Origin of the sequence: Kitasatospora sp. NPDC058492 (genome assembly GCF_042720685.1) — a bacterium.
GTDB lineage: Bacteria > Actinomycetota > Actinomycetes > Streptomycetales > Streptomycetaceae > Kitasatospora.
Genome location: NZ_JBHXMU010000023.1, coordinates 13,104 through 30,705 on the forward strand (window position 1 = coordinate 13,104; position 17,602 = coordinate 30,705).

At 72.2% G+C, this 17,602-nt stretch carries 18 protein-coding genes and 2 pseudogenes; 16 read left to right on the forward strand and 4 right to left on the reverse strand.

The genetic code is table 11. The features are described from left to right. Positions 1 to 71: 71 nt before the first annotated feature. The 4 genes and pseudogenes from ACFWPI_RS17085 to ACFWPI_RS17100 all read left to right on the forward strand — a co-directional run bounded on the left by ACFWPI_RS17085 (position 72) and on the right by ACFWPI_RS17100 (position 1,725). Positions 72 to 863, forward strand: coding sequence for a helix-turn-helix domain-containing protein (locus tag ACFWPI_RS17085; protein WP_380424880.1), 792 nt, complete (start codon positions 72 to 74; stop codon positions 861 to 863). Beyond that, positions 856 to 1,053 (forward strand): DUF397 domain-containing protein, encoded by a 198-nt coding sequence (locus tag ACFWPI_RS17090; RefSeq protein ID WP_380376117.1) that lies wholly within the window; start codon positions 856 to 858, stop codon positions 1,051 to 1,053. The genes ACFWPI_RS17085 and ACFWPI_RS17090 overlap by 8 nt, the downstream gene beginning before the upstream one ends. Before the next feature lie 35 nt (positions 1,054 to 1,088). Then, positions 1,089 to 1,271 (forward strand): hypothetical protein, encoded by a 183-nt coding sequence (locus tag ACFWPI_RS17095; protein WP_380376115.1) that lies wholly within the window; start codon positions 1,089 to 1,091, stop codon positions 1,269 to 1,271. Further along, positions 1,258 to 1,725 (forward strand): annotated as a pseudogene (locus ACFWPI_RS17100) (NUDIX domain-containing protein). The gene ACFWPI_RS17095 and the pseudogene ACFWPI_RS17100 overlap by 14 nt, the downstream one beginning before the upstream one ends. Positions 1,726 to 1,828: 103 nt before the next feature. On the opposite strand, the gene ACFWPI_RS17105 reads toward ACFWPI_RS17100, so the two are convergent. Next, the gene (locus ACFWPI_RS17105) at positions 1,829 to 2,014 is read right to left on the reverse strand and encodes a hypothetical protein (protein ID WP_380376113.1); all 186 of its coding nucleotides are present in this window, start codon (positions 2,012 to 2,014) and stop codon (positions 1,829 to 1,831) included. 394 nt (positions 2,015 to 2,408) lie between these two features. Between ACFWPI_RS17105 and ACFWPI_RS17110 the strand changes: the two genes are divergently transcribed. Beyond that, positions 2,409 to 3,290 carry a S41 family peptidase gene (locus ACFWPI_RS17110; protein WP_380346002.1) on the forward strand — a complete coding sequence of 294 codons (882 nt, stop codon included), beginning with the start codon at positions 2,409 to 2,411 and terminating at the stop codon, positions 3,288 to 3,290. Between the two features lie 138 nt (positions 3,291 to 3,428). Here ACFWPI_RS17110 and ACFWPI_RS17115 read toward each other — a convergent pair whose 3' ends face one another. Then, positions 3,429 to 5,066: an alkaline phosphatase D family protein gene (locus ACFWPI_RS17115; protein WP_380376111.1), complete on the reverse strand. Its 1,638-nt coding sequence runs from the start codon at positions 5,064 to 5,066 to the stop codon at positions 3,429 to 3,431. A 512-nt stretch (positions 5,067 to 5,578) separates the two neighbouring features. On the opposite strand from ACFWPI_RS17115, the gene ACFWPI_RS17120 reads away from it, so the two are divergent. Beyond that, complete coding sequence (locus ACFWPI_RS17120) at positions 5,579 to 6,028, forward strand: hypothetical protein (RefSeq protein ID WP_159398753.1); 450 nt, start codon at positions 5,579 to 5,581, stop codon at positions 6,026 to 6,028. Positions 6,029 to 6,153: 125 nt separating this feature from the next. On the opposite strand, the gene ACFWPI_RS17125 is transcribed toward ACFWPI_RS17120, so the two are convergent. Further along, complete coding sequence (locus tag ACFWPI_RS17125; protein ID WP_380376109.1) at positions 6,154 to 7,149, reverse strand: helix-turn-helix domain-containing protein; 996 nt, start codon at positions 7,147 to 7,149, stop codon at positions 6,154 to 6,156. Between the two features lie 174 nt (positions 7,150 to 7,323). Between ACFWPI_RS17125 and ACFWPI_RS17130 the strand changes: the two genes are divergently transcribed. The 8 genes and pseudogenes from ACFWPI_RS17130 (at position 7,324) to ACFWPI_RS17165 (ending at position 15,632) form a co-directional block, all read left to right on the forward strand. After that, positions 7,324 to 7,638: a hypothetical protein gene (locus ACFWPI_RS17130; RefSeq protein WP_380376107.1), complete on the forward strand. Its 315-nt coding sequence runs from the start codon at positions 7,324 to 7,326 to the stop codon at positions 7,636 to 7,638. Positions 7,639 to 7,833: 195 nt separating this feature from the next. Next, entirely contained in the window at positions 7,834 to 8,097 is a 264-nt protein-coding gene (locus ACFWPI_RS17135) for a hypothetical protein (RefSeq protein WP_380376106.1), read from the forward strand. Positions 8,098 to 8,281: 184 nt separating this feature from the next. Continuing rightward, complete coding sequence (locus ACFWPI_RS17140; protein ID WP_380376104.1) at positions 8,282 to 10,048, forward strand: hypothetical protein; 1,767 nt, start codon at positions 8,282 to 8,284, stop codon at positions 10,046 to 10,048. Between the two features lie 133 nt (positions 10,049 to 10,181). After that, positions 10,182 to 10,515, forward strand: a pseudogene (locus ACFWPI_RS17145) (transglycosylase family protein); the annotation flags it as partial. Between the two features lie 1,415 nt (positions 10,516 to 11,930). Continuing rightward, the gene (locus tag ACFWPI_RS17150; RefSeq protein ID WP_380376102.1) at positions 11,931 to 12,800 is read left to right on the forward strand and encodes a sphingomyelin phosphodiesterase; all 870 of its coding nucleotides are present in this window, start codon (positions 11,931 to 11,933) and stop codon (positions 12,798 to 12,800) included. 58 nt (positions 12,801 to 12,858) lie between these two features. Next, entirely contained in the window at positions 12,859 to 14,016 is a 1,158-nt protein-coding gene (locus ACFWPI_RS17155; RefSeq protein ID WP_380376100.1) for a hypothetical protein, read from the forward strand. Between the two features lie 251 nt (positions 14,017 to 14,267). Then, positions 14,268 to 14,810, forward strand: coding sequence for a hypothetical protein (locus ACFWPI_RS17160; protein ID WP_380376098.1), 543 nt, complete (start codon positions 14,268 to 14,270; stop codon positions 14,808 to 14,810). Positions 14,811 to 14,966: 156 nt separating this feature from the next. Beyond that, positions 14,967 to 15,632 (forward strand): 2OG-Fe(II) oxygenase, encoded by a 666-nt coding sequence (locus ACFWPI_RS17165; protein WP_380376097.1) that lies wholly within the window; start codon positions 14,967 to 14,969, stop codon positions 15,630 to 15,632. A 3-nt stretch (positions 15,633 to 15,635) separates the two neighbouring features. On the opposite strand, the gene ACFWPI_RS17170 is transcribed toward ACFWPI_RS17165, so the two are convergent. Then, the gene (locus ACFWPI_RS17170; RefSeq protein ID WP_380376095.1) at positions 15,636 to 16,208 is read right to left on the reverse strand and encodes an SMI1/KNR4 family protein; all 573 of its coding nucleotides are present in this window, start codon (positions 16,206 to 16,208) and stop codon (positions 15,636 to 15,638) included. A 175-nt stretch (positions 16,209 to 16,383) separates the two neighbouring features. On the opposite strand from ACFWPI_RS17170, the gene ACFWPI_RS17175 reads away from it, so the two are divergent. Both ACFWPI_RS17175 and ACFWPI_RS17180 read left to right on the forward strand, forming a co-directional pair. Continuing rightward, a complete protein-coding gene (locus tag ACFWPI_RS17175; protein WP_363378152.1) occupies positions 16,384 to 17,124 on the forward strand; it encodes a hypothetical protein in 741 nt (246 codons plus the stop codon). Between the two features lie 9 nt (positions 17,125 to 17,133). Then, positions 17,134 to 17,565 carry a hypothetical protein gene (locus tag ACFWPI_RS17180; RefSeq protein WP_380376093.1) on the forward strand — a complete coding sequence of 144 codons (432 nt, stop codon included), beginning with the start codon at positions 17,134 to 17,136 and terminating at the stop codon, positions 17,563 to 17,565. The last annotated feature ends 37 nt before the right edge of the window (positions 17,566 to 17,602 follow it).

The following is a 17,602-nucleotide window of genomic DNA, read 5'->3' on the forward strand; positions in this document are numbered from 1 at the left end:
AATCTCTAGTCCAGCGGATTTTAAAGAAGGCGATCTTGGTTCGTCGCACACTTGACCCAACGTCATCCCCGTTGGAAGCCCTGGCTGTTCAGATCAGCCGGTCGCGCCAGGCCAAGGGGATGACGCAGATCGAACTCGGCGTGCGAGTCGGGTACTCCAACGTCTACATCTCGAACGTGGAGCGAGCTAAACAAGCGCCGTCTTTAAAGTTCGTAGAACGCGTGGACGCCGCCCTCGATGCCGGTGGCGCCCTGACGGGACTGTGGTGGAGCTGGAAGAACGGCGCTCTGTTGCCGGGGTTCTCCGAGTACCTTCGCCGGGAGCGCGAAGCGATCACAGTCAGACTGTTCGACACGGATATGGTGTCGGGCATACTCCAACACCCGGACTACAGCGCGGCCTACGAGGCAGGCATCGTCCGCCGAGGGGAAGCGACGCAGGAGCAAGCCGACGAGAGGCTCGCCCTGCTGGCGCAACGTCAACTCATGCTCGACAGGGGCACGACGATCCACGTCGTCCTGGACGAGGGAGCCCTGCGTCGACCGATCGGCGGTCGGGAGATTATGGCCATGCAGCTCTCTCACCTGGAGAGCCTGTGTGATCACCCGAATGTGATCATCCAGATCTCTCCGTACCGCCTCGCCGAAGATCGGCCGCTGTCCCACCCCGTCACGCTCTTGACTCTCCCCAATCGTGCTTTGGTCGGGTACACGGAGACGCTTCAACGGGGATACCTGGAACAAGATGCCGAGACGGTGGCCCGATGGGTCGATAGATACGATCGACTCCAGGTCAACGCGCTCAGCCAGCCGGACAGTTTGGCTGTGATCCGGGAGACAGGGAAGGAACTGGACCATGCATGACCCAACGGGCGCCAAGTGGCGCAAGAGCACCTACAGCAACGGCGGGGGTGGTTGCGTAGAGGTTGACGATGCGCACCCGGGCAGGGTCCGTGACTCCAAGGACCCCCAGGGCCCAACGCTGGCCTTCTCGGCCGAGGGCTGGGACTCGTTCGTTGCCGCTGTCCGAAGCGGCGAGTTCGGCGAAGTCTGAACCCGAGGCCTCTGCATTCGTCGCCCCGTTTCGACATGATCGTCACGCCGATGCTGCCCGGTAGGATCGGCCACGACGCCCCGATGATGCGCTTCAGGCGGGCCCAGGACGACGGCGTGTTCGATCGATTCGCCGGTCACGTCGAGGACTTGTGGGCACGAGGGCGTGACGTGTGGGCGATTTCGGCAGTGGAGGCGGTGGATCATGCCCAGGCGTGATTACGAGGACGATCCGGACGCTCCCGAGGCGAACTCGTTGGTCCCGGCCGCGTCCGTCGTCGTGGTCGACGATGCGGGCCGCGTCCTGCTCCAGCGCCGCACCGACAACGGGATGTGGGCCCTGCCCGGCGGCAGGATGGACATCGGTGAGTCGATCGCCGGGTGAGGTATCCGCGAGACGCGCGAGGAGACCGGACTCGATGTCGAGATCACCGGGATCGTCGGCACCTACACCGACCCCGGCCATGTCTTCGCCTATGACGACGGCGAAGTCCGCCAGGAGTTCTCCGTCTGCCTCCTCGGACGTCCGGTCGGCGGGGAGCTGCGGGTGTCCGACGAGTCCCACGAGGTGGCGTGGTTCACCCCGGCTGGGACGGACGAGCTGCCGATGGTGCCGAGCATCCGCAAGCGGCTCATCGACTGGCGCTCCGGGGCGACTCCCGTGGTGCGCTAGCCGCCGGCCGTCCTGCGCGAGGCCACCCGGCGGCCCCGGGAACGGTTGGTGCCGTCCCGGGGCCCGCCGCCCCCGTGAGCGGCGGGACCCGGGGGGTGGCGGGTCAGGCGGGGCGGATGCCCGGGTTGCCGGCCTCGGTGACGAAGGAGGCCGCGGTGGTGATGGTGCCGCCGGGGCGGGTGACGTGGGAGAGCGCCCGGCAGCCGGCGCGCACCCGGTGGCGTTCCAGGGTGAGTGTGGTGCAGCCGCGGCGGCCATCGTAGAACTCTCTGTGCGGGCCGGCCGGCATCAGGTTCTGCCAGTTGGACGGCCGCTCCTCGCCGTCGCGGTCGCTGCTGATCGAGCTCTCGGTTCGTGGTGTGTGGTGCCGAGGCGAGTGGAGGTGGAGGGTGTCGGCGGATGGCGGCCCTGAGGTCCGGCCGCCCCGGGCGCCACTCGCATGTCCGCGAGTGGCGCCCGGCTGACCTGGACGAGCCGACCGCGCTGCGCAGGAAGTCGGCGGGGGCGACTTCCTGCGCACGGTGGGGTGTTGCTCATGGGTGGGCGGCTTGGGCTTGGGCTTGGGCTTGGGTGCGGCAGTGGGTGAGGGCGGGTTTGATGCGGGGCCGGGGGAGGGGGTGACGGTGAGGAGTTCGCTGAGAAACCGCTGGGCATCGGGTCGGCCGTGCCCTACGATCGCGCGAATGATCACTCATGGAGCGATACTCGACACCGCCCTCGCCCGGATCACCGCTGGTTACGTGTTCCCCGAGAAGACGGCGGCCATTGAAGTGGCGATCCGGAACCGGCTGGCGGAAGGCGCTTATGAGGGCCTGGACGAGCGGGGGCTGTGCGAGCGGGTCACGGAGGACTTGCAGGGGGTGTGTCCGGACAAGCACCTGCGGCTGTTGTGGAGCGAGGAGCCGCAGTCGATGGACGAGGAGCCGGAGGACGTCGCCCGGGCCCGGTTCGAGCGGTACGCCCGGGAGAAGAACTACGGCATCCGGCGGGCAGAGCAACTCGACGGCAACATCGGCTACCTCGATCTGCGCATGATTCCCCCGGCCGGGGTGGGCGGTCCCGCGATCGCCGCCGCGATGCAACTGGTCGCTTCCACCGAGGCGTTGGTCATCGACCTGCGGCAGTGCAGCGGCGGCTCACCGGAGGGCGTTCAGCTGTGGTGCAGCTACTTCTTCGCTGACGACGAGGTGCACCTCAACGACATCTACGACCGGGCTACCGACTCCACCCGCCAGTACTGGACCCTCGGGCACCTCGCCGCGCCGCGCTATTCGGACCGGCCGGTGGCGGTGCTGACCAGCGACTTCACTTTCTCCGGTGGGGAGGAGCTGTCGTACAACCTGAAGGTGCTCAAGCGGGCGACGCTGGTCGGGCAGACGACGCGTGGTGGCGCCCACCCGACGGCCCGTATTCCTGTTGCGCCGCATGTGACGGTGACCGTGCCGGCGGCCCGCTCGATCAACCCGGTCACCGGCACCAACTGGGAGGGCGTTGGCGTGGAGCCGGACGTGGCGGTTGCCGCTGAGGACGCGCTGGAGAAGGCACTGGAACACCTTCGCGCGTAGTTGAGTCCCCCGGCTGCTCAGTCCTGAGCAGCCGGGGGGCCTATGCGAGGCAACTGGTGCGGCGCGGTCACGCTCAAGGCTCTCAGCCGCCCCCGGGGCCCGCCGCCCCCGTGAGCGGCGGGACCTGGGGGTGGCGGGTCAGGCGGGGTGGATGCCCGGGTTGCCGGCCTGGGTGACGAAGGAGGCGGCGGTGGTGACGGTGCCGCCGGGGCGGGTGATGTGGGAGACGGCGCGGTAGTCGGCGCGGACCTGGTGGCGGTCCAGGGTGAGCGTGGTGTAGCCGCGCCGCCCGTCGTAGAACTTCATGTGCGGGTTGGCCGACATCAGGTTCTGCCAGTTGGACGGCTTCTCCTCGCCGTCGCCGTCGCTGCTGATCGAGGTGCCGACGAACTCCACGCCCACGGTGCGCGAGTCCGGCTTGTCGAAGTCGCGCTTGACGTCCAGGGCGTAGGCGACGTGGACGTCACCGGTCAGGAGCACCAGGTTCTCCACCCCGGCCCGGTCGACGGCGGTCAGGAAGCGCTCGCGGGCGGCCGGGTAGCCGTCCCAGGCGTCCATGGAGAGCTTGGAGCGCTCGGCGGTGGTGTTCTTGCGGCGGGAGAAGACGACCTGCTGCGGCACGACGTTCCAGGTCGCCCGGGAGCGGTGCAGGCCCTCGGCGAACCAGCGTTCCTGGGCGGCGCCCATCAGGGTGCGCCGCGGGTCCTCGGACTCCGGGGTGGGGTACTGCCAGCCGTCGCCGTTGGCCTGGTCGTCGCGGTACTGGCGGGTGTCGAGGATGTCGAACTGCGCCAACTGCCCGAAGTGGACACGCCGGTAGAGGGTGAGCTCGGTGCCGCGCGGCTGCGGCATCCGCAGTGGCATGTTCTCCCAGTACGCGCGGTAGGCGGCGGCGCGGCGGGCGATGAACGGCGCCGGGTCCTGGCCCTTCTCGGGGATGCCGGCCGCGTAGTTGTTCTCCACCTCGTGGTCGTCCCAGGTGACGTACCAGGGGTGGGCGGCGTGCGCGGCCTGGAGGTCGGGGTCGTTCTTGTAGAGGGAGTAGCGCAGCCGGTAGTCCTCCAGCGTGGCGGTCTCGTGGTTGAACAGCGCGGGCAGGGTGCGGTCGGTGTACTTGCGGTCGCCGCCCGCCGCGTCGATGCCGTACTCGTAGATGTAGTCGCCGACGTGGAACACCGCGGCCAGGTCCTCGTCGGCCAGGTGGCGGTAGGCGGTGAAGTAGCCGTCCTCGTAGGCCTGGCAGGACACCAGCCCGAAGCGGACGGCGTCCAGCCTGCGCCCGCGCTCCGGCGCGGTGCGGGTGCGGCCCACGGGGCTGCTCCAGGCGCCGACGGTGAAGCGGTACCAGTACACCCGGTCCGCGTCGAGGCCGTCGACGTCCACGTGCACCGCGTAGTTGAACTCGGCGTGCGCGCGGGCGCTGCCGCGCCGCACCACCTTGCGGAACCGCTCGTCGCGGGCCAGCTCCCAGCCCACCCGCACCGAGCCGGCGGGCGGCAGCCCGGCGCCGGGCTCCAGCGGGCGCGGCGCCAGGCGGGTCCACAGCACGACGGCCCCGGGCAGCGGGTCGCCGGAGGCCACGCCGAGGGTGAACGGGTTGCCGGTGATGGCGCGCGGTCCGAACTCGGCGTCCTCGGCGTGCGCGGACGGCAGGTTGACGGTGAACGCCAGCGCGGCGGCGGCCGAGGTGACGGTGAGGAAGCGGCGCCGGTCCAGCCGCGCGGCGGCCTCGCGCAGCTGCTGGTCGGGGGAGGGGCGGTCGGCAGGGCGGGTCATGGGGTGAAGGCCTTTCGCTGCTCGGCGGTGTGCGAAGGAATTCGAGTGGACCGCGCCGTACGCCAGGGGTCGGAATTCCGGCAGCCGAGTGATCATCTGATGGGGGAACCGTGAAGGTCCGACAAATCCCCCCGGGTGGACGGAAACGGACGCGCGTAGCGCCCCCCGCGCGAACCGGTCCACTTGGCCCGCGACCGCAGACCGTCCCGCCCCCGACCGGGCCCGCCGCCGGCCCCGGCCCGCCCGCAGGACCCGCCCCGCAGCCACCCGGCAAAACCCCGAACCCGCACGAGGGGACGGCTGCTCCGTACCCGGAACGGGCCGCGCGACCGGGGCCGCCCAGCACTGCACAGCGACGCTGGCAAAGTCAAGAAAAACCACCCGAACGGGTGGGTCCACTTTTACGCCGGAGCGCGGTCGTGATGTACAACACGCTGGCACCCCAAGCGAGTTGACTGATAGGAATCACCCCGGGGGACCCGCCCATCAGCTCACACCTCTGGGAGGGAACCATGAAGAACCGCTTTGTACGTCGTGCGGGTGTTGTGGTGGCCGGCCTCGCCGTCCTGACAGTCGGCTTCGGCAGCACGGCGGCCATGGCGGCCGCCCCGGCCCCGGCCCCGGTCGCAGTGGTCCAGAACGTCACGCCCGCCATCACGGACGTGCAGACCTGGACCTACGTCACCGGCCCGCTGGAGACCACGCTCACCCTCGACACGACCGCCCGCTCCGCGTCCATCGTGGTGTACGCGAACGTGCCGTTCCTCGGCAAGGTCAAGGTCGGCAGCGCCTCCGGCAGCCTGACCGAGGGCATCACCTTCCACCTGGGCCTGTCGCCGTTCGTCAACGGCACGCAGAGGTTCTACCTGGTCGGCGACGACGTGCACCTGTACTACGACTTCGACGCGCTCGGCAAGCACTACACGGGCGACGTCAAGCTCGGCACGCTCCCGCCGTTCTAGCAGCCCCGCTCCACACCACCGGCGCCGCCCGCCGCCCCCGCGACCCGGGGGCGGCGGGCGGACCCACACCCGCACCCGCACCAGCCGCCCGGCTCCCGCCACGGCCACCCGCGCGAACGCCGGCCCTACAACTGCCGCGGCAGCCAGCCGTTCTGCACCGCCCGCATCCCGAACTCGAAACGACTGCGCGCACCCAGCCGCTCCATCAGATCCGTCGCCACCCGCCGAGCCGTCCGCGACGACACCCCCAGCCGCTTGGCGATCGCCTCGTCCGTCAGCCCCTGCGCCAGCAACCGCACCACCGTCGCCTCCGGCGCACTGAGCCCGCCCTCGTCCCGCACCGCCGACGGCCCCAACTCCCGCGCCTGGCCCCACACGTGCTCGAACAGCGCACACAGTGCCACCAGCGTCCCGTGACCGGTCAGCACGACCGCCCCCGCACGGGTGTCCTCCCCGCTGACCGGGATCAGCGCCGTCGCCCGATCGAAGATGATCATCCGGGTCGGCAGCTCCGGCGCCGTCCGCACCTCCCCGCCCAGCTCCGCCAACCAGCCCACGTACGCCACCGTCGGCTGGCTGTTGCGCACACTGTCCAGGTACACCGTCCGCATCCGCACCCCCCGGCCCAGCAGATCCCGGTCATGCGGCCGGGACGCCTCGATGCTCTCCGGAGAATGCCCGCCACCCGGCGCGAACGTCATGATCTCCGCCGTCAGACCACGGGCCAGCGAAGCGATCCGGTCCCGGATCTGGTCCAGGCCCACCAACTGCTCCACCCCCGCGTGCGAGGCGGCCGGCCGCAGATCCGCGTACTCCGCGATCAACTGCGCAGCCGCCGCCCGGGACGCCTCGATCCGCAGCTGCTGCGCCGCCAGATCGGCCTGCTGACGGGCCATCAGCAACTCCATGCCGACCTGCGGCGACACCGCGCGCAGCTCGCCCTCCCGCTCGTAGGAGGGCCGGATCAGCGCCAGCTCGCTCAGCAGGTCCAGACAGCGCCGGACCTCCTCCTCGCTGCGCCCGAGCCGCTCCGCCAGCGCCCGCACCCCGTCGCCGGGATGCGCGAGCATGCTGCGGTAGACGCTCTCCGACACGGCATCCAGCCCGAGTGCGGTCAGCATGCCTCGTTACCCCCCGGTGTGTAAGGCCTGAATCGCCAATCGCTGCGTACGCGATCATCGCACGCGAGTGCGAGAGGGGGCCAGCAAGGGCCCTTGGACGGTTCCGGACACCGCCGGAACCGTCCAGGTTGATCCTCTATGCCGGGATGTCGACGGTTCGGCAGAGTCCGTTCCATGTACCTGATTCATGCCGAGATCCAGGCCCCGGTCCCGGCCTCGGGAGCGGCGCTCGCGCCCGACACCGCCGGGGCGCTGCTGGCGAGCGCGCGGCCCCAGGAGCGCATCGAACACGTCGCCGTGCACGAGGGCGCCGGCCCCGGCGCCGTCCTCGGCGTCTACCTGGTCGCCGGCCGGCTGAGCGCCGCCGAGACCGTCGTCGACACGTTCTGCCGGCGCGCCGTCGAGACCGTCCCCGCGCTGCACGGCTGGACGCTCACCCGCGTCGGCGCCCCGCTCGTCGCGCCGTTCTACGAGCGCCTGCTGGACTGATCCGGCCCGGCTGGACGGATCCGGACGCTGCCGCTTCCGTCCACCGGAGAGCCCTTCCACCCGCCCTGAACTGCGACGAAGCTAGTACTCGCCAGCAGGGCCCACCGCCCGGAGGCAAACCGGCCGAGCGTCTACCGCGGGACGCGACACCGGACTCACCGCCACCCGCCCAGTTCTCGAAAGAGGTCCACCCCCATGCTTCGCACCCCGCTCGCCAAGGCCGCCGCGGTCGCCACCCTCGCCCTCGCCGCCGTCCTGCCGATCGCCGGCCAGGCCTCGGCCAACACCATCTGGGACGGTCCCACCCCCGCCCCGGCCGCCACGACGGCGAACACCATCTGGGACGGTCCCGCCCCCGCCCCGGCCGCCACGACGGCGAACACCATCTGGGACGCCCCCGCGCCGGTCACCACCCCCGCGCCGGTCACCGTCACCCCGGCCAACACCATCTGGGACTGACCCGCCGCGCGCCGGCCACTTCCGTGAACACCATCCGGGACTGACCCGCCCCGCCGTCGCCCGAGGCCACCCGACCGCTGCTCCTGCAGGGCAGCCGTCCGCCTCCCTCCGGGCCACGCCCCTCGACTTCCCGCGCCCGCACCGGGCGCCCACCGCCGCTCTCACCCCGTCAGGACGTGTCGCCATGCCCTCCGCGCTCTCCAAGCTCGCCCGCATCACCCTCGCCGCCTCCATCGCCGCCTCCGGCGCGATAGCCGCCACGGCCGTCACCACCACCGCGGCCCACGCCGCCGCCTCGTCCACCGTCGGCGGCCAGATCACCCGGTCGGAGATCCTCTCCCGCGCCCAGTACTGGTTCAACCAGAACCCGGGCCTCACCTACAACCAGGGCGCGACCTTCCCGGACTCCAGCGGCCGCTACTACCGCAAGGACTGCTCCGGCTACGTCTCCATGGCCTGGCACCTGGGCTACAGCGCCACCACCCAGTCCATCGCCACCGACGAGAGCTACGAGATCCCGCGCAGCGACCTGCGCCCCGGGGACGTCCTCAACAGCTTCTACGACCACGTCCTGCTCTTCGAGAAGTGGGACGACCCCGGCCACACCACCTTCTCCTACTACTCCTTCGGCTCCACCCCGGTGAAGCACATCACCGGCGCCTCCATCAACGCCGCGAAGTTCGACTCGCACCCCAACGGCGACTACAAGGCGCGGCGCTACAAGAACGTCGTCGAGGACGTCAGCACCTCCCCGTCCTCGCTGCCCTCCGGCACCCTGGTCAAGTCCCCGAACGGCGCCTCGGTCAAGGTCATCATCAACGGCGCGGGCCTGCCGGTCGCCGGCTCCGACGTCGCCCCCGACGGCTACGACCTGAGCAAGATCGTCCAGGTCGACGACGGCGCCTTCAACGCCCTGCCCACCGTGCCGCCGCCCGGCACCGTGGTCCACGACCAGGCCGGCGGCTCCTCCCGCTACGTCGTGGTCGGCGGCGCGGCGCTGGTCATCTCCGGCTCGGACTGGACCGCCGACGGCTACAACACCCGCGCCGACATGGGCGTCCCGTCCAGCTGGCTGCAGGGCGCGATCAACACCGGCCCGGCCACCGGACTCGTCGTGATGGACCAGTCCGGCACCGACGCCGGCCGCTACGTCGTCGTCAACGGCACCGCCATGCACATCTCCGCCGCCGAGTGGACCGCCGACGGCTACAACACCCAGTCCCTGATGGGCGTGCCCAGCGACTGGCTGAAGGCCGCCATCGCCAAGCCCATGCCCAACGGCACCGTCCTGATGGACCAGTCCGGCACCGACCCCAGCCGCTACGTCGTCGTCGGCGGCGCCGCCCTGCCCATCTCCGCCGCCGAGTGGACCGCCGACGGCTACAACCTCCAGTCCCTGATGGGCGTGCCCGGCGAGTGGCTCAACACCACGGCCAGGAAGACCGTCCCGGACGGCACCCTGATCAAGGGCCAGGCCGGCACCGACCCGTCGATCTACGTGATGGTCAACAACTCCGCGCTGCCGATGACCAGCGCCGAGTTCACCACCACCTACGCCAACCAGCCGGTCCTGGGCGTCCCGGAGGCATGGGAGGCCGCCGAGGTCGCCCGCCCGCTCGCCAACGGCACCCTGATCACCAACGCCGCCGGCACCGACTCCACCGTCTACGTGATGGCCGGCGGCCTGGCCGTCCCGCTCACCTACGCCGACTTCACCGGCTACGGCTACGACAAGCTGCCGCTGCGCGGCGCCCCCGGCAGCTGGGAGCAGGCGGCCGCCGCCAAGAGCGCCCCGGCCGACGGCACCCTGCTGCAGTCCTCCGACGGCCCCACCGTCTGGCAGGTCGTCAACGGCGGCGGCAAGAAGGCGGCCGCGCCCGGCTCCTACAACGCCGCCGACGTGGTGAAGGTCCCGACCGCGCTGACCGCCAAGCTCCCCACCGTCGCCTGACGCGCCCACCCCGCCAGGGCGGCCCGGCCACCGCCGGCCGGGCCGCCCGGCACCCGCACACCTGCTCGCACACCCGCTCGCACACCCGCCAACCCGCTCGCCAACCCGTACCTGCCCCAGGGGGAATTCCGTCATGACCGCCGCCGCCCGCAAGACACCGGCCCTCGCCGCCGCCACCGGCCTGCTCGCCCTCGCCGCCCCGCTCGCCCTCGGCGGCCAGGCCTCCGCGGCCTCGGTGTCCACCTGGGACAAGGTCGCCCAGTGCGAGAGCGGCGGCAACTGGAGCATCAACACCAACAACGGCTACTACGGCGGCCTCCAGTTCTCCCAGAGCACCTGGCTCGCCTACGGCGGCAGCCAGTACGCCCCCTACGCCAACCGGGCGACCAAGCAGCAGCAGATCCTGATCGCCGAGAAGGTCCTCGCCGGGCAGGGCCAGGGCGCCTGGCCGGTCTGCGGCCCGGGGGCCAACCTGGGCGCCGACCACGCCAACCCCTACCCGGCCGGCACCTCCTACCCCGACCCGGCGTCGCTGCCCACCGGCACGCTCGTCAAGTCGCCCAACGGCTCCTCGGTCAAGGTCCTGATCAGCGGCGCGGGCCTGCCCGTCGCCGGCTCCGACGTCGCCCCCGACGGCTACGACCTGAGCAAGATCGTCCTGGTGGACGACGCCCGCTTCAACGCCCTGCCCACCACCCCGCCCGAGGGCACCGTCGTCCACGACCAGGCCGGCGGTTCCTCCCGCTTCGTCGTCGTCTCCGGCGCGGCGCTGTCCATCTCCGGCGCGGACTGGACGGCGGCCGGCTACAACACCCGCCCCGACCTGGGCGTCCCCACCGCCTGGCTGCAGAACGCGCTCACCAACACCCTCCCGACCGGCCTCGTCGTCCACGACCAGGCCGGCGGCAACGCCCGCTACGTCGTCGTCTCCGGCGCCGCCCTGCCCATCTCCGGCGCCGAGTGGACCGCCGACGGCTACAACACCCGCGCCGACATGGGCGTCCCCGGCGCCTGGCTCGCCTCCGCCACCCGGGCCACCGTCCCGAACGGCACCGTCGTCAACGGCCAGGCCGGCACCGACCCGTCGATGTACGTCATGGTCAACGGCACCGCCCTGCCCATCTCCGGCAGCGAGTGGACCGCCGACGGCTACAACACCAAGACCCTGATGGGCGTGCCCGAGGCCTGGCTGCAGGGCGCCGTCGCCAAGCCCCTGAAGAACGGCACGGTCCTCACCGACGCCGCCGGCACCAACTCCACCGTCTACGTGATGGCCGGCGGCCTGGCGGTCTCCCTGACCTACGCCGACTTCACCGCGATGGGCTACGACAAGCAGCCGCTCATGGGCGTCCCCGGCACCTGGCTGGGCGGGGCCGCCGCCAAGAGCGCCCCCGCCGACGGCACCCTGCTGCTCTCGCCCGACAGTTCCACCGTCTGGCTGGTCGCGGGCGGCGGCAAGAAGGCCCTCACCGCAGCCGACTTCGGCCCCGGCAAGTACAGCCTCGCCGACGTGGTCAACGTCCCGACCGCGCTGACCGCCAAGCTCCCGACCACCACCGCGTAACCCCGGCCCCCGACCACCCCCGAGCCGCCCGGCCACACCCGCCGGGCGGCTCGGACGTGTGCCGCCGCCGCGCCGCGTGCCGTGCTTGCTCCCTGCGGTCGGAGGGGCGGCTCCGCACCGGCGTGGAATCGTCCGTGCACGCCCCGCCCGGCTCTGCCGCGATCCCGCAGTGCCCCCCGCGCCCCGTGGCATCCGCCGGGGCACCGGCGCGTCGACGCCGGCGGGCGCGGGCCGACCCCCTTGACTTGGGGGGCGGGGCGCCCCGGACCGGTTCCGCCGTGTGTGCGCCCCGCGCCCGCCGGTTCGGAGAGGACGGCCTTGAAGGTTCTGACGCACAACGTGATGTTCCTGTCCGGGCTGACGCAGAAGAGCGAGGGCGACTGGAACAACGCGGCGCGCTCGCGGCTGATCGCCGAGTCCGCGTACGTCGCGGACCACGACGTGCTGGTCTTCCAGGAACTCTTCGACCCCGGCCCCTCCGAGGAGTTGATGCAGGGCCTGGAGGGCCGGGGGTACCGCCACCGCACGCCGGTGGTCGGGGTGGACGAGTCGGGCTGGGCCGCCACGCACGGCCGGCAGATCTCCCCACTGCACGCCCGCGGCGGGGTCGCGATCGTCAGCCGGTGGCCCATCCTGCGGATGGAGCAGTACGTCCACGACGTGGCCTGCGGCCGGGACGCCGAGGCCGCCAAGGGCTTCGCCTACGCCGTACTGGAGGCCGACGGCCGGCGCGTGCACGTGGTGGGCACCCACCTGCAGTCCGACGACGGCGCGTGCCCGACCGGCCGGGCGAGGATCATGCGCCGCTCCCAGCTGCGCGACATCGACGTCTTCCTGACGGACCGCCGCATCCCGGCCCACGAGCCGGTGATCGTCGCCGGGGACTTCAACACCGACCGCCACTCGCCCGACTTCCAGGACGTCCTGGGCTTCGGGAACCTCCAGGAGGCGGGCCCCCGGACCGGCTGGAAGTACTCCTTCGACACCATCGCCAACGACGCCGCCCTGCAACGCCACCCGGCCGACCCCGCCGAGGACACGGACCACGTCCTGCTCCGCAAGGGCCACGCCCCGCCGTGCGACGCCTGGACGAGCGAGGTCCTGAAGACCGCCTCGCCGACCTGGGAGGCGGGCGGCCGGGCCTTCACCGACTACAGCGACCACTACCCGGTGACCGCGGGCCGCTGAGCCCGGGCCCTGGGGCGGTCGCCCGGCAAGCGCGAGTCGTCCGACAGGAGGAGCGGAAATGAGCTACTCGGCACCACAGCAGTTCGGCGAACTCACCTTCGTCTTCAGCACCGGCGAGACGAGACCGCCCGAGGGCTACCACGCCCTGTGCAGCGTCATCCCCGACGACGCCCCGATGACCTGGGTGCGGGGGAGCACCGCCGGCTCGGCCGCGCTGGCCGAGCCCAGGCAGTGGCGCAAGGTCACCGACTCCGACGGGGTGCTGCGCGGCCTGGTGCCGGTGGCCCCTCCCGGGTACCGGGCGCTGAGCGCGCTGTGGTCCTCGGACACGGTCCACGGGCCCCGTGACGTCCTGCGCGACCTCGGCGGCGCGGCCTTCGTCGCCCAGGGCGACCTGCGCTGCGTGAAGGAGGAGATCGGCGGACGCCCCTACGTGGCCGTCGGCGCCTGGCGCGGGCGCGGCGGGCTGGAGATCCCCGAGACCGTCCGCCCCGAGACGATCCCCGGCGGCACGGGCTGCCTGCTGACCCCCGGCATCGCGACCTGGATCTCCTACTTCGACGGCGACTACGAGGGGGAGGACCCCGGCGACGTCCACGTGCTGGACGTGCCGATGCGGCAGGTCCGGCAGGGGACGGCGAAGGGCCCGGCCGTCACGGACGGAGGCGACGCGCCCGAGCGGACCGAGCCCGTCGTCGACCGGGAGGTGGTCCTCCCGTGCACCGCCGTCCTCGACCGGGGCGCGTCCACGGAGTGGATCCTGCGCAACTCGCCGACGTACACGGTGCGGCGCCAGCGGTTCTACACCCGGGTCGCGGTCACCGACCTGCGGGAGGACCCGGGCCCGGGCACGGTCGGCGCCACCGTCCCGTGGGGGGTGGACGAGGCGCAGTCGCAGGCCTGCCGCGAAGCCGTCGGCCTGTCCGTGGGGTTCGAGGCGGGCGTCGAGATCGAGGGCCGCGGAGCCAGGGCGGCCGCGTCCCTCAGCCGCGAACTCGGCTACGACAGCACGCGTTTCGTCACCGCCATGACCCGGGAACGGCAGGAGGTCCGCGCCCCCGCGCCGGGCCTGCACCTCACCGCGCTGTACGTCGAGAGCCACCGCATCGAGGTCGTCCGCAACGACCCGGACCACACGCCCCCCTCGGACCGGGCGGGCCTGACGTTCAACGCCCACGCGTCCTGGACGGCGCCCACCCACCCGCCGCGCCACTGAGGGGCCGGCGCCGCCGGCCCCTCGGCGCACCGGCCGGTGCGCCCCGAATGCCGCCGTCACCACTCTGTTGACTGTTCATCAGATCTTGCGAACTCGTGGTCGTCGGCTGGTTGGGCCGGACGGGCGGTGGCTACGCTCGGCCGTGTCGTCCGATGGGGGGCGGCACCCGTCGCGTGCCGCGCGCGCCCGGCCCTCGTGGCCCTCGGGCGTCACAGCGGAGCACGCGCGGGCGGTTCCCACGGGAGTGGATCATGAGCTCTGTTGGTCGCAAGACCGTCGCGGTGATGGCCGCGGCCTTGGCCTCGCTGGGTGCGGGGAGCGCGGTCACCGCGTCCGCGGCCGCCTCGTCGGCCCCGTCGTGCAGCGGGGCGGCGGAGTGCCCCAGCCTCAAGCCGACCAGGCTCACGACCAGCCAGGCGAGCCTGAACGTCACCCAGATGCAGCTGGAGAACATCCACGCGATGGCCTCCGACGCGGTGACCGGGGAGCCCATCCGCGGTGCCCGGATCGTGTTCGCCACCGTGGGCGGCCGGACGCTGGGCGCGGCCTACACCGACTACGACGGCATCGCCGCGATCACCGCCCCCGAGAACCTGGGCCCCGGCACCTTGCAGGAACTGCTGGGCGGCTACGAGGCCGCGATGGTCGGCGACGGCGTCCACGCCCCGGCCGGCGCGCACGGGGCCATCACCATCGGCACCGACCAGGGCCCCGGCGTCCCGGGAGGCCCGTGTGCCGTGTGCAGCGACCGCGGGCTCAAGCAGGACGTGGTCCCGGTGGACTGGAGCCGGTAGGGGCGCTGGTGCGGCACCGGCCGATGCGGCCCCGGGCGTGAGCGCGTCCGAGGCCGCATGACGACGAGAGGGCGGGACACCATGACAGGGCCGGACACCGCGACGGAGCGGGGTACTGCGACGGATCGGGACACCGCGACGGAGCAGCCGTCGCCGGTGAGCACGGACGCGATCTGGCGGCTCCCGGTGACGGTCTGCCGCATCACCGGGCTCCTGGGCGAGCGGACGGCCGGCGCCCTGCTGGAACGCGCCGTCGCCGTCGCCTCCGCAGGTGAGGCGTTGCAGCCCTCCCTGATCGGGGACCGGGAACTGGACCCCGGCTTCCGCCGCTCCCGCTCGTGCCGGGAGTTCGCCGCGCCCGAACTGCTGGCGGCCATCGACGAGGTGCTGGAGGCGGTCGAGCACACCCTGGGCGTCTCCTGCCGCGACACCGAGCCCGACTACACCCTCAACGTGCACAACGACGGCGACTTCTACCGGCCGCACCAGGACACCAGCGCCGAGTTCTCCCCCCGGCGCCTGCTCACCTTCGTCTACTACCTGCACGGAACGCCCCGGCCGTTCGGCGGCGGCGAGCTGCGCGTGTTCGACGCCGCCCTGCCGCTGTACGGCGGGACGACGGGGGAGTGGGAGAAGCGCACCTGGCGGGACTGGGAGCCCGAGCACGACAGCATCGTGTTCTTCCGCCCCACCGCCTGGCACGAGGTGCGCCCGGTGCAATGCCCGAGCCGGCAGGCCGAGGACAGCCGCTTCGCCGTCAACGGCTGGCTGTGCAGCCCCGATCCGGCGAACGGGGCGAGTGGGGCGAGCGGGGTGCGCTGACGCTCAGTCCTTCAGCATCACCAGCGGCAGCCCGCTACCGTCCCAGGCGCGGCGCGTCTCGTCGGCCCGGTAGCGGTCGGCTTCCAGGTCGGCGGCGAAGGCCTCCAGGAACTCCCGCAGGCCGGCGGCCTCGTAGCAGGCCCGCCAGCCCTCGTGCGACCAGTCGATGATCTGGCCGCGGCGCTGCGGGGCGGGCGGGTCCAGGTCGATGCAGATCACGTCGCCGTTGCCGATGGAGATGAAGGGGATCCATCCGGCGGACCAGGCGACGTCCCGGCGGATCACGCCGTCCTCCGCCCGCTCGTCCCAGGGCGGGTCCCCGGCGTCGGCGGACCGTTCGCGCCAGTCGTCCACCATCGCGTCGAGCGGGTGGAGCGCGGTGTGTAAACCGATCAGGACCCCGGGCAGGCCGTCGTGGCAGCGGTAGGACTCCCGGACGTCCGGCGGGAGTTCCACCCCCATCGCGGCCTCCGCCGCCCGGATCTGCCCGTCGGTGGCGCCGGGCGGCATCGCGGCCGCCACCTCCGGGGCGATCCGTTCCAGCGCGGCCTCGATCCGCGCCCACAGCTGCTGCATCGGGAAGCCCCCTTCGTCGTGTCGAGTGATCGAGTCGAGGACCGGAACGTAGCACCGGCCACCGACAGTCATCAGTCATCGGGCGGTGCCAGGGCTCCTGTCAGAGCCACCTGGTAGGAAGGGGCTGATCGTCAGCCGACCGGCCGTCGATGCGTGGTCACCGAAGGAGGTCCGGATGTCCGTGGAAGACACTCCCGTGCGGGAGGACGTCATGACGGCCGGGGCGGCCCTGCGGATCTACCCCGATCCGGCGGACGTCTTCGTCGCCGACCAGGCCGAGTTGGCCCGGCACCTGCACCCGCTGGTATCGATCGACCTGGCCCAGGTCAACCCGGCCTGGCACGGGTGGATCCACCTGCTGAGCCCGCTGGAGCCGTCGGAGGGCTGCATCGGCGACCACACCTCGGCCTTCCACACGGGGCTCCAGGCGTCCAACTGGCTCGGCTTCACGCTGGAGGGCGACCGCTTCCGCCTGGCCGGAGACCTGCGCTACTTCGCCCGGGCGGCGGGCCCGGGCGAAGTCCCCGACCCCTGGCCGGGGTTCCACGCCGACCTCGCCGAGCACTGCGAACGCCAGGAGCGCAGCTACCGGGCGCACCGCGACAGCTTCCGCCGCGAGGGCCGGCTCGTCCACCTCGGCGACGACGGCCTGCCGTACCCCGGCAGTACCGGCGAGATGGCGCTCCTGGACCAGCTCGGCGGCTACGCCGACTCCGCCGGCAACTGGATCGAGACCGACGTGTTCCCGCTCGACTACGACGGCGACCGCACCTGGCCGGTCGGCCCGTCCGGCCGCCGCTTCGAGTTCGTGGCGGCGGTGCCCGGCTGGCACTACCGCAGCAGCGGCGCCGACTGGATCATGCTGTTCTTCGAACCCGTCGACCGGCTGGCCCTGTTGACCTTCGACTGGAGCTGAGGCGCGGCGATGCCACCGGAGGAGCGGCAGGGCGGTCAGGGTGGTCAGGGTGCGGCAGGCGCCCGAGCGGCCGCGCAGGACTTCTTCGACGAGATGCGCCGGTGGGAGGAGTGGATGGCCTCCTGCCGGCACGACACCACGGGCGGCGAGCAACTGGCGGCGGTGAAGGAGGTGTTCGCCAGGCATCTGGCGGCCAGGGCGCTGGCCCGGCACCAGTCGCGCTACGACCTGCTGTGCTTCGGCACGCCGCCGGAGTTCGAGGCGCCGATCCTGCGCGTCGAACAGGAGTCGCCGGTCAGGTGCTGGGTGTACGTACCGGAAGGGCTGATCGGCGGCGAGGCCCGCTACGCGATGGTGCGCGAGGGCGGTGCGTGGAAGGCCGCGTTCAAGGAGGCCGACATCGCCCTGACGGGCCGGTGGAAGAGGTGGCCGGATCTCTGACACCCGGGCCGGGCCGGCCGCTCCGGGCCGACGGCTC

Coding starts and splice junctions, on each gene's coding strand:
- ACFWPI_RS17170 (WP_380376095.1), bottom strand. CDS start 16,208: ATGCAGCAGCTGTGGGCGCGGATCGAGGCCGCGCTGGAACGGATCGCC.
- ACFWPI_RS17115 (WP_380376111.1), bottom strand. CDS start 5,066: ATGACCCGCCCTGCCGACCGCCCCTCCCCCGACCAGCAGCTGCGCGAG.
- ACFWPI_RS17155 (WP_380376100.1), top strand. CDS start 12,859: ATGAGCTACTCGGCACCACAGCAGTTCGGCGAACTCACCTTCGTCTTC.
- ACFWPI_RS17180 (WP_380376093.1), top strand. CDS start 17,134: ATGCCACCGGAGGAGCGGCAGGGCGGTCAGGGTGGTCAGGGTGCGGCA.
- ACFWPI_RS17160 (WP_380376098.1), top strand. CDS start 14,268: ATGAGCTCTGTTGGTCGCAAGACCGTCGCGGTGATGGCCGCGGCCTTG.
- ACFWPI_RS17175 (WP_363378152.1), top strand. CDS start 16,384: ATGTCCGTGGAAGACACTCCCGTGCGGGAGGACGTCATGACGGCCGGG.
- ACFWPI_RS17120 (WP_159398753.1), top strand. CDS start 5,579: ATGAAGAACCGCTTTGTACGTCGTGCGGGTGTTGTGGTGGCCGGCCTC.
- ACFWPI_RS17090 (WP_380376117.1), top strand. CDS start 856: ATGCATGACCCAACGGGCGCCAAGTGGCGCAAGAGCACCTACAGCAAC.
- ACFWPI_RS17135 (WP_380376106.1), top strand. CDS start 7,834: ATGCTTCGCACCCCGCTCGCCAAGGCCGCCGCGGTCGCCACCCTCGCC.
- ACFWPI_RS17095 (WP_380376115.1), top strand. CDS start 1,089: ATGATCGTCACGCCGATGCTGCCCGGTAGGATCGGCCACGACGCCCCG.
- ACFWPI_RS17125 (WP_380376109.1), bottom strand. CDS start 7,149: ATGCTGACCGCACTCGGGCTGGATGCCGTGTCGGAGAGCGTCTACCGC.
- ACFWPI_RS17140 (WP_380376104.1), top strand. CDS start 8,282: ATGCCCTCCGCGCTCTCCAAGCTCGCCCGCATCACCCTCGCCGCCTCC.
- ACFWPI_RS17110 (WP_380346002.1), top strand. CDS start 2,409: ATGATCACTCATGGAGCGATACTCGACACCGCCCTCGCCCGGATCACC.
- ACFWPI_RS17105 (WP_380376113.1), bottom strand. CDS start 2,014: ATGCCGGCCGGCCCGCACAGAGAGTTCTACGATGGCCGCCGCGGCTGC.
- ACFWPI_RS17130 (WP_380376107.1), top strand. CDS start 7,324: ATGTACCTGATTCATGCCGAGATCCAGGCCCCGGTCCCGGCCTCGGGA.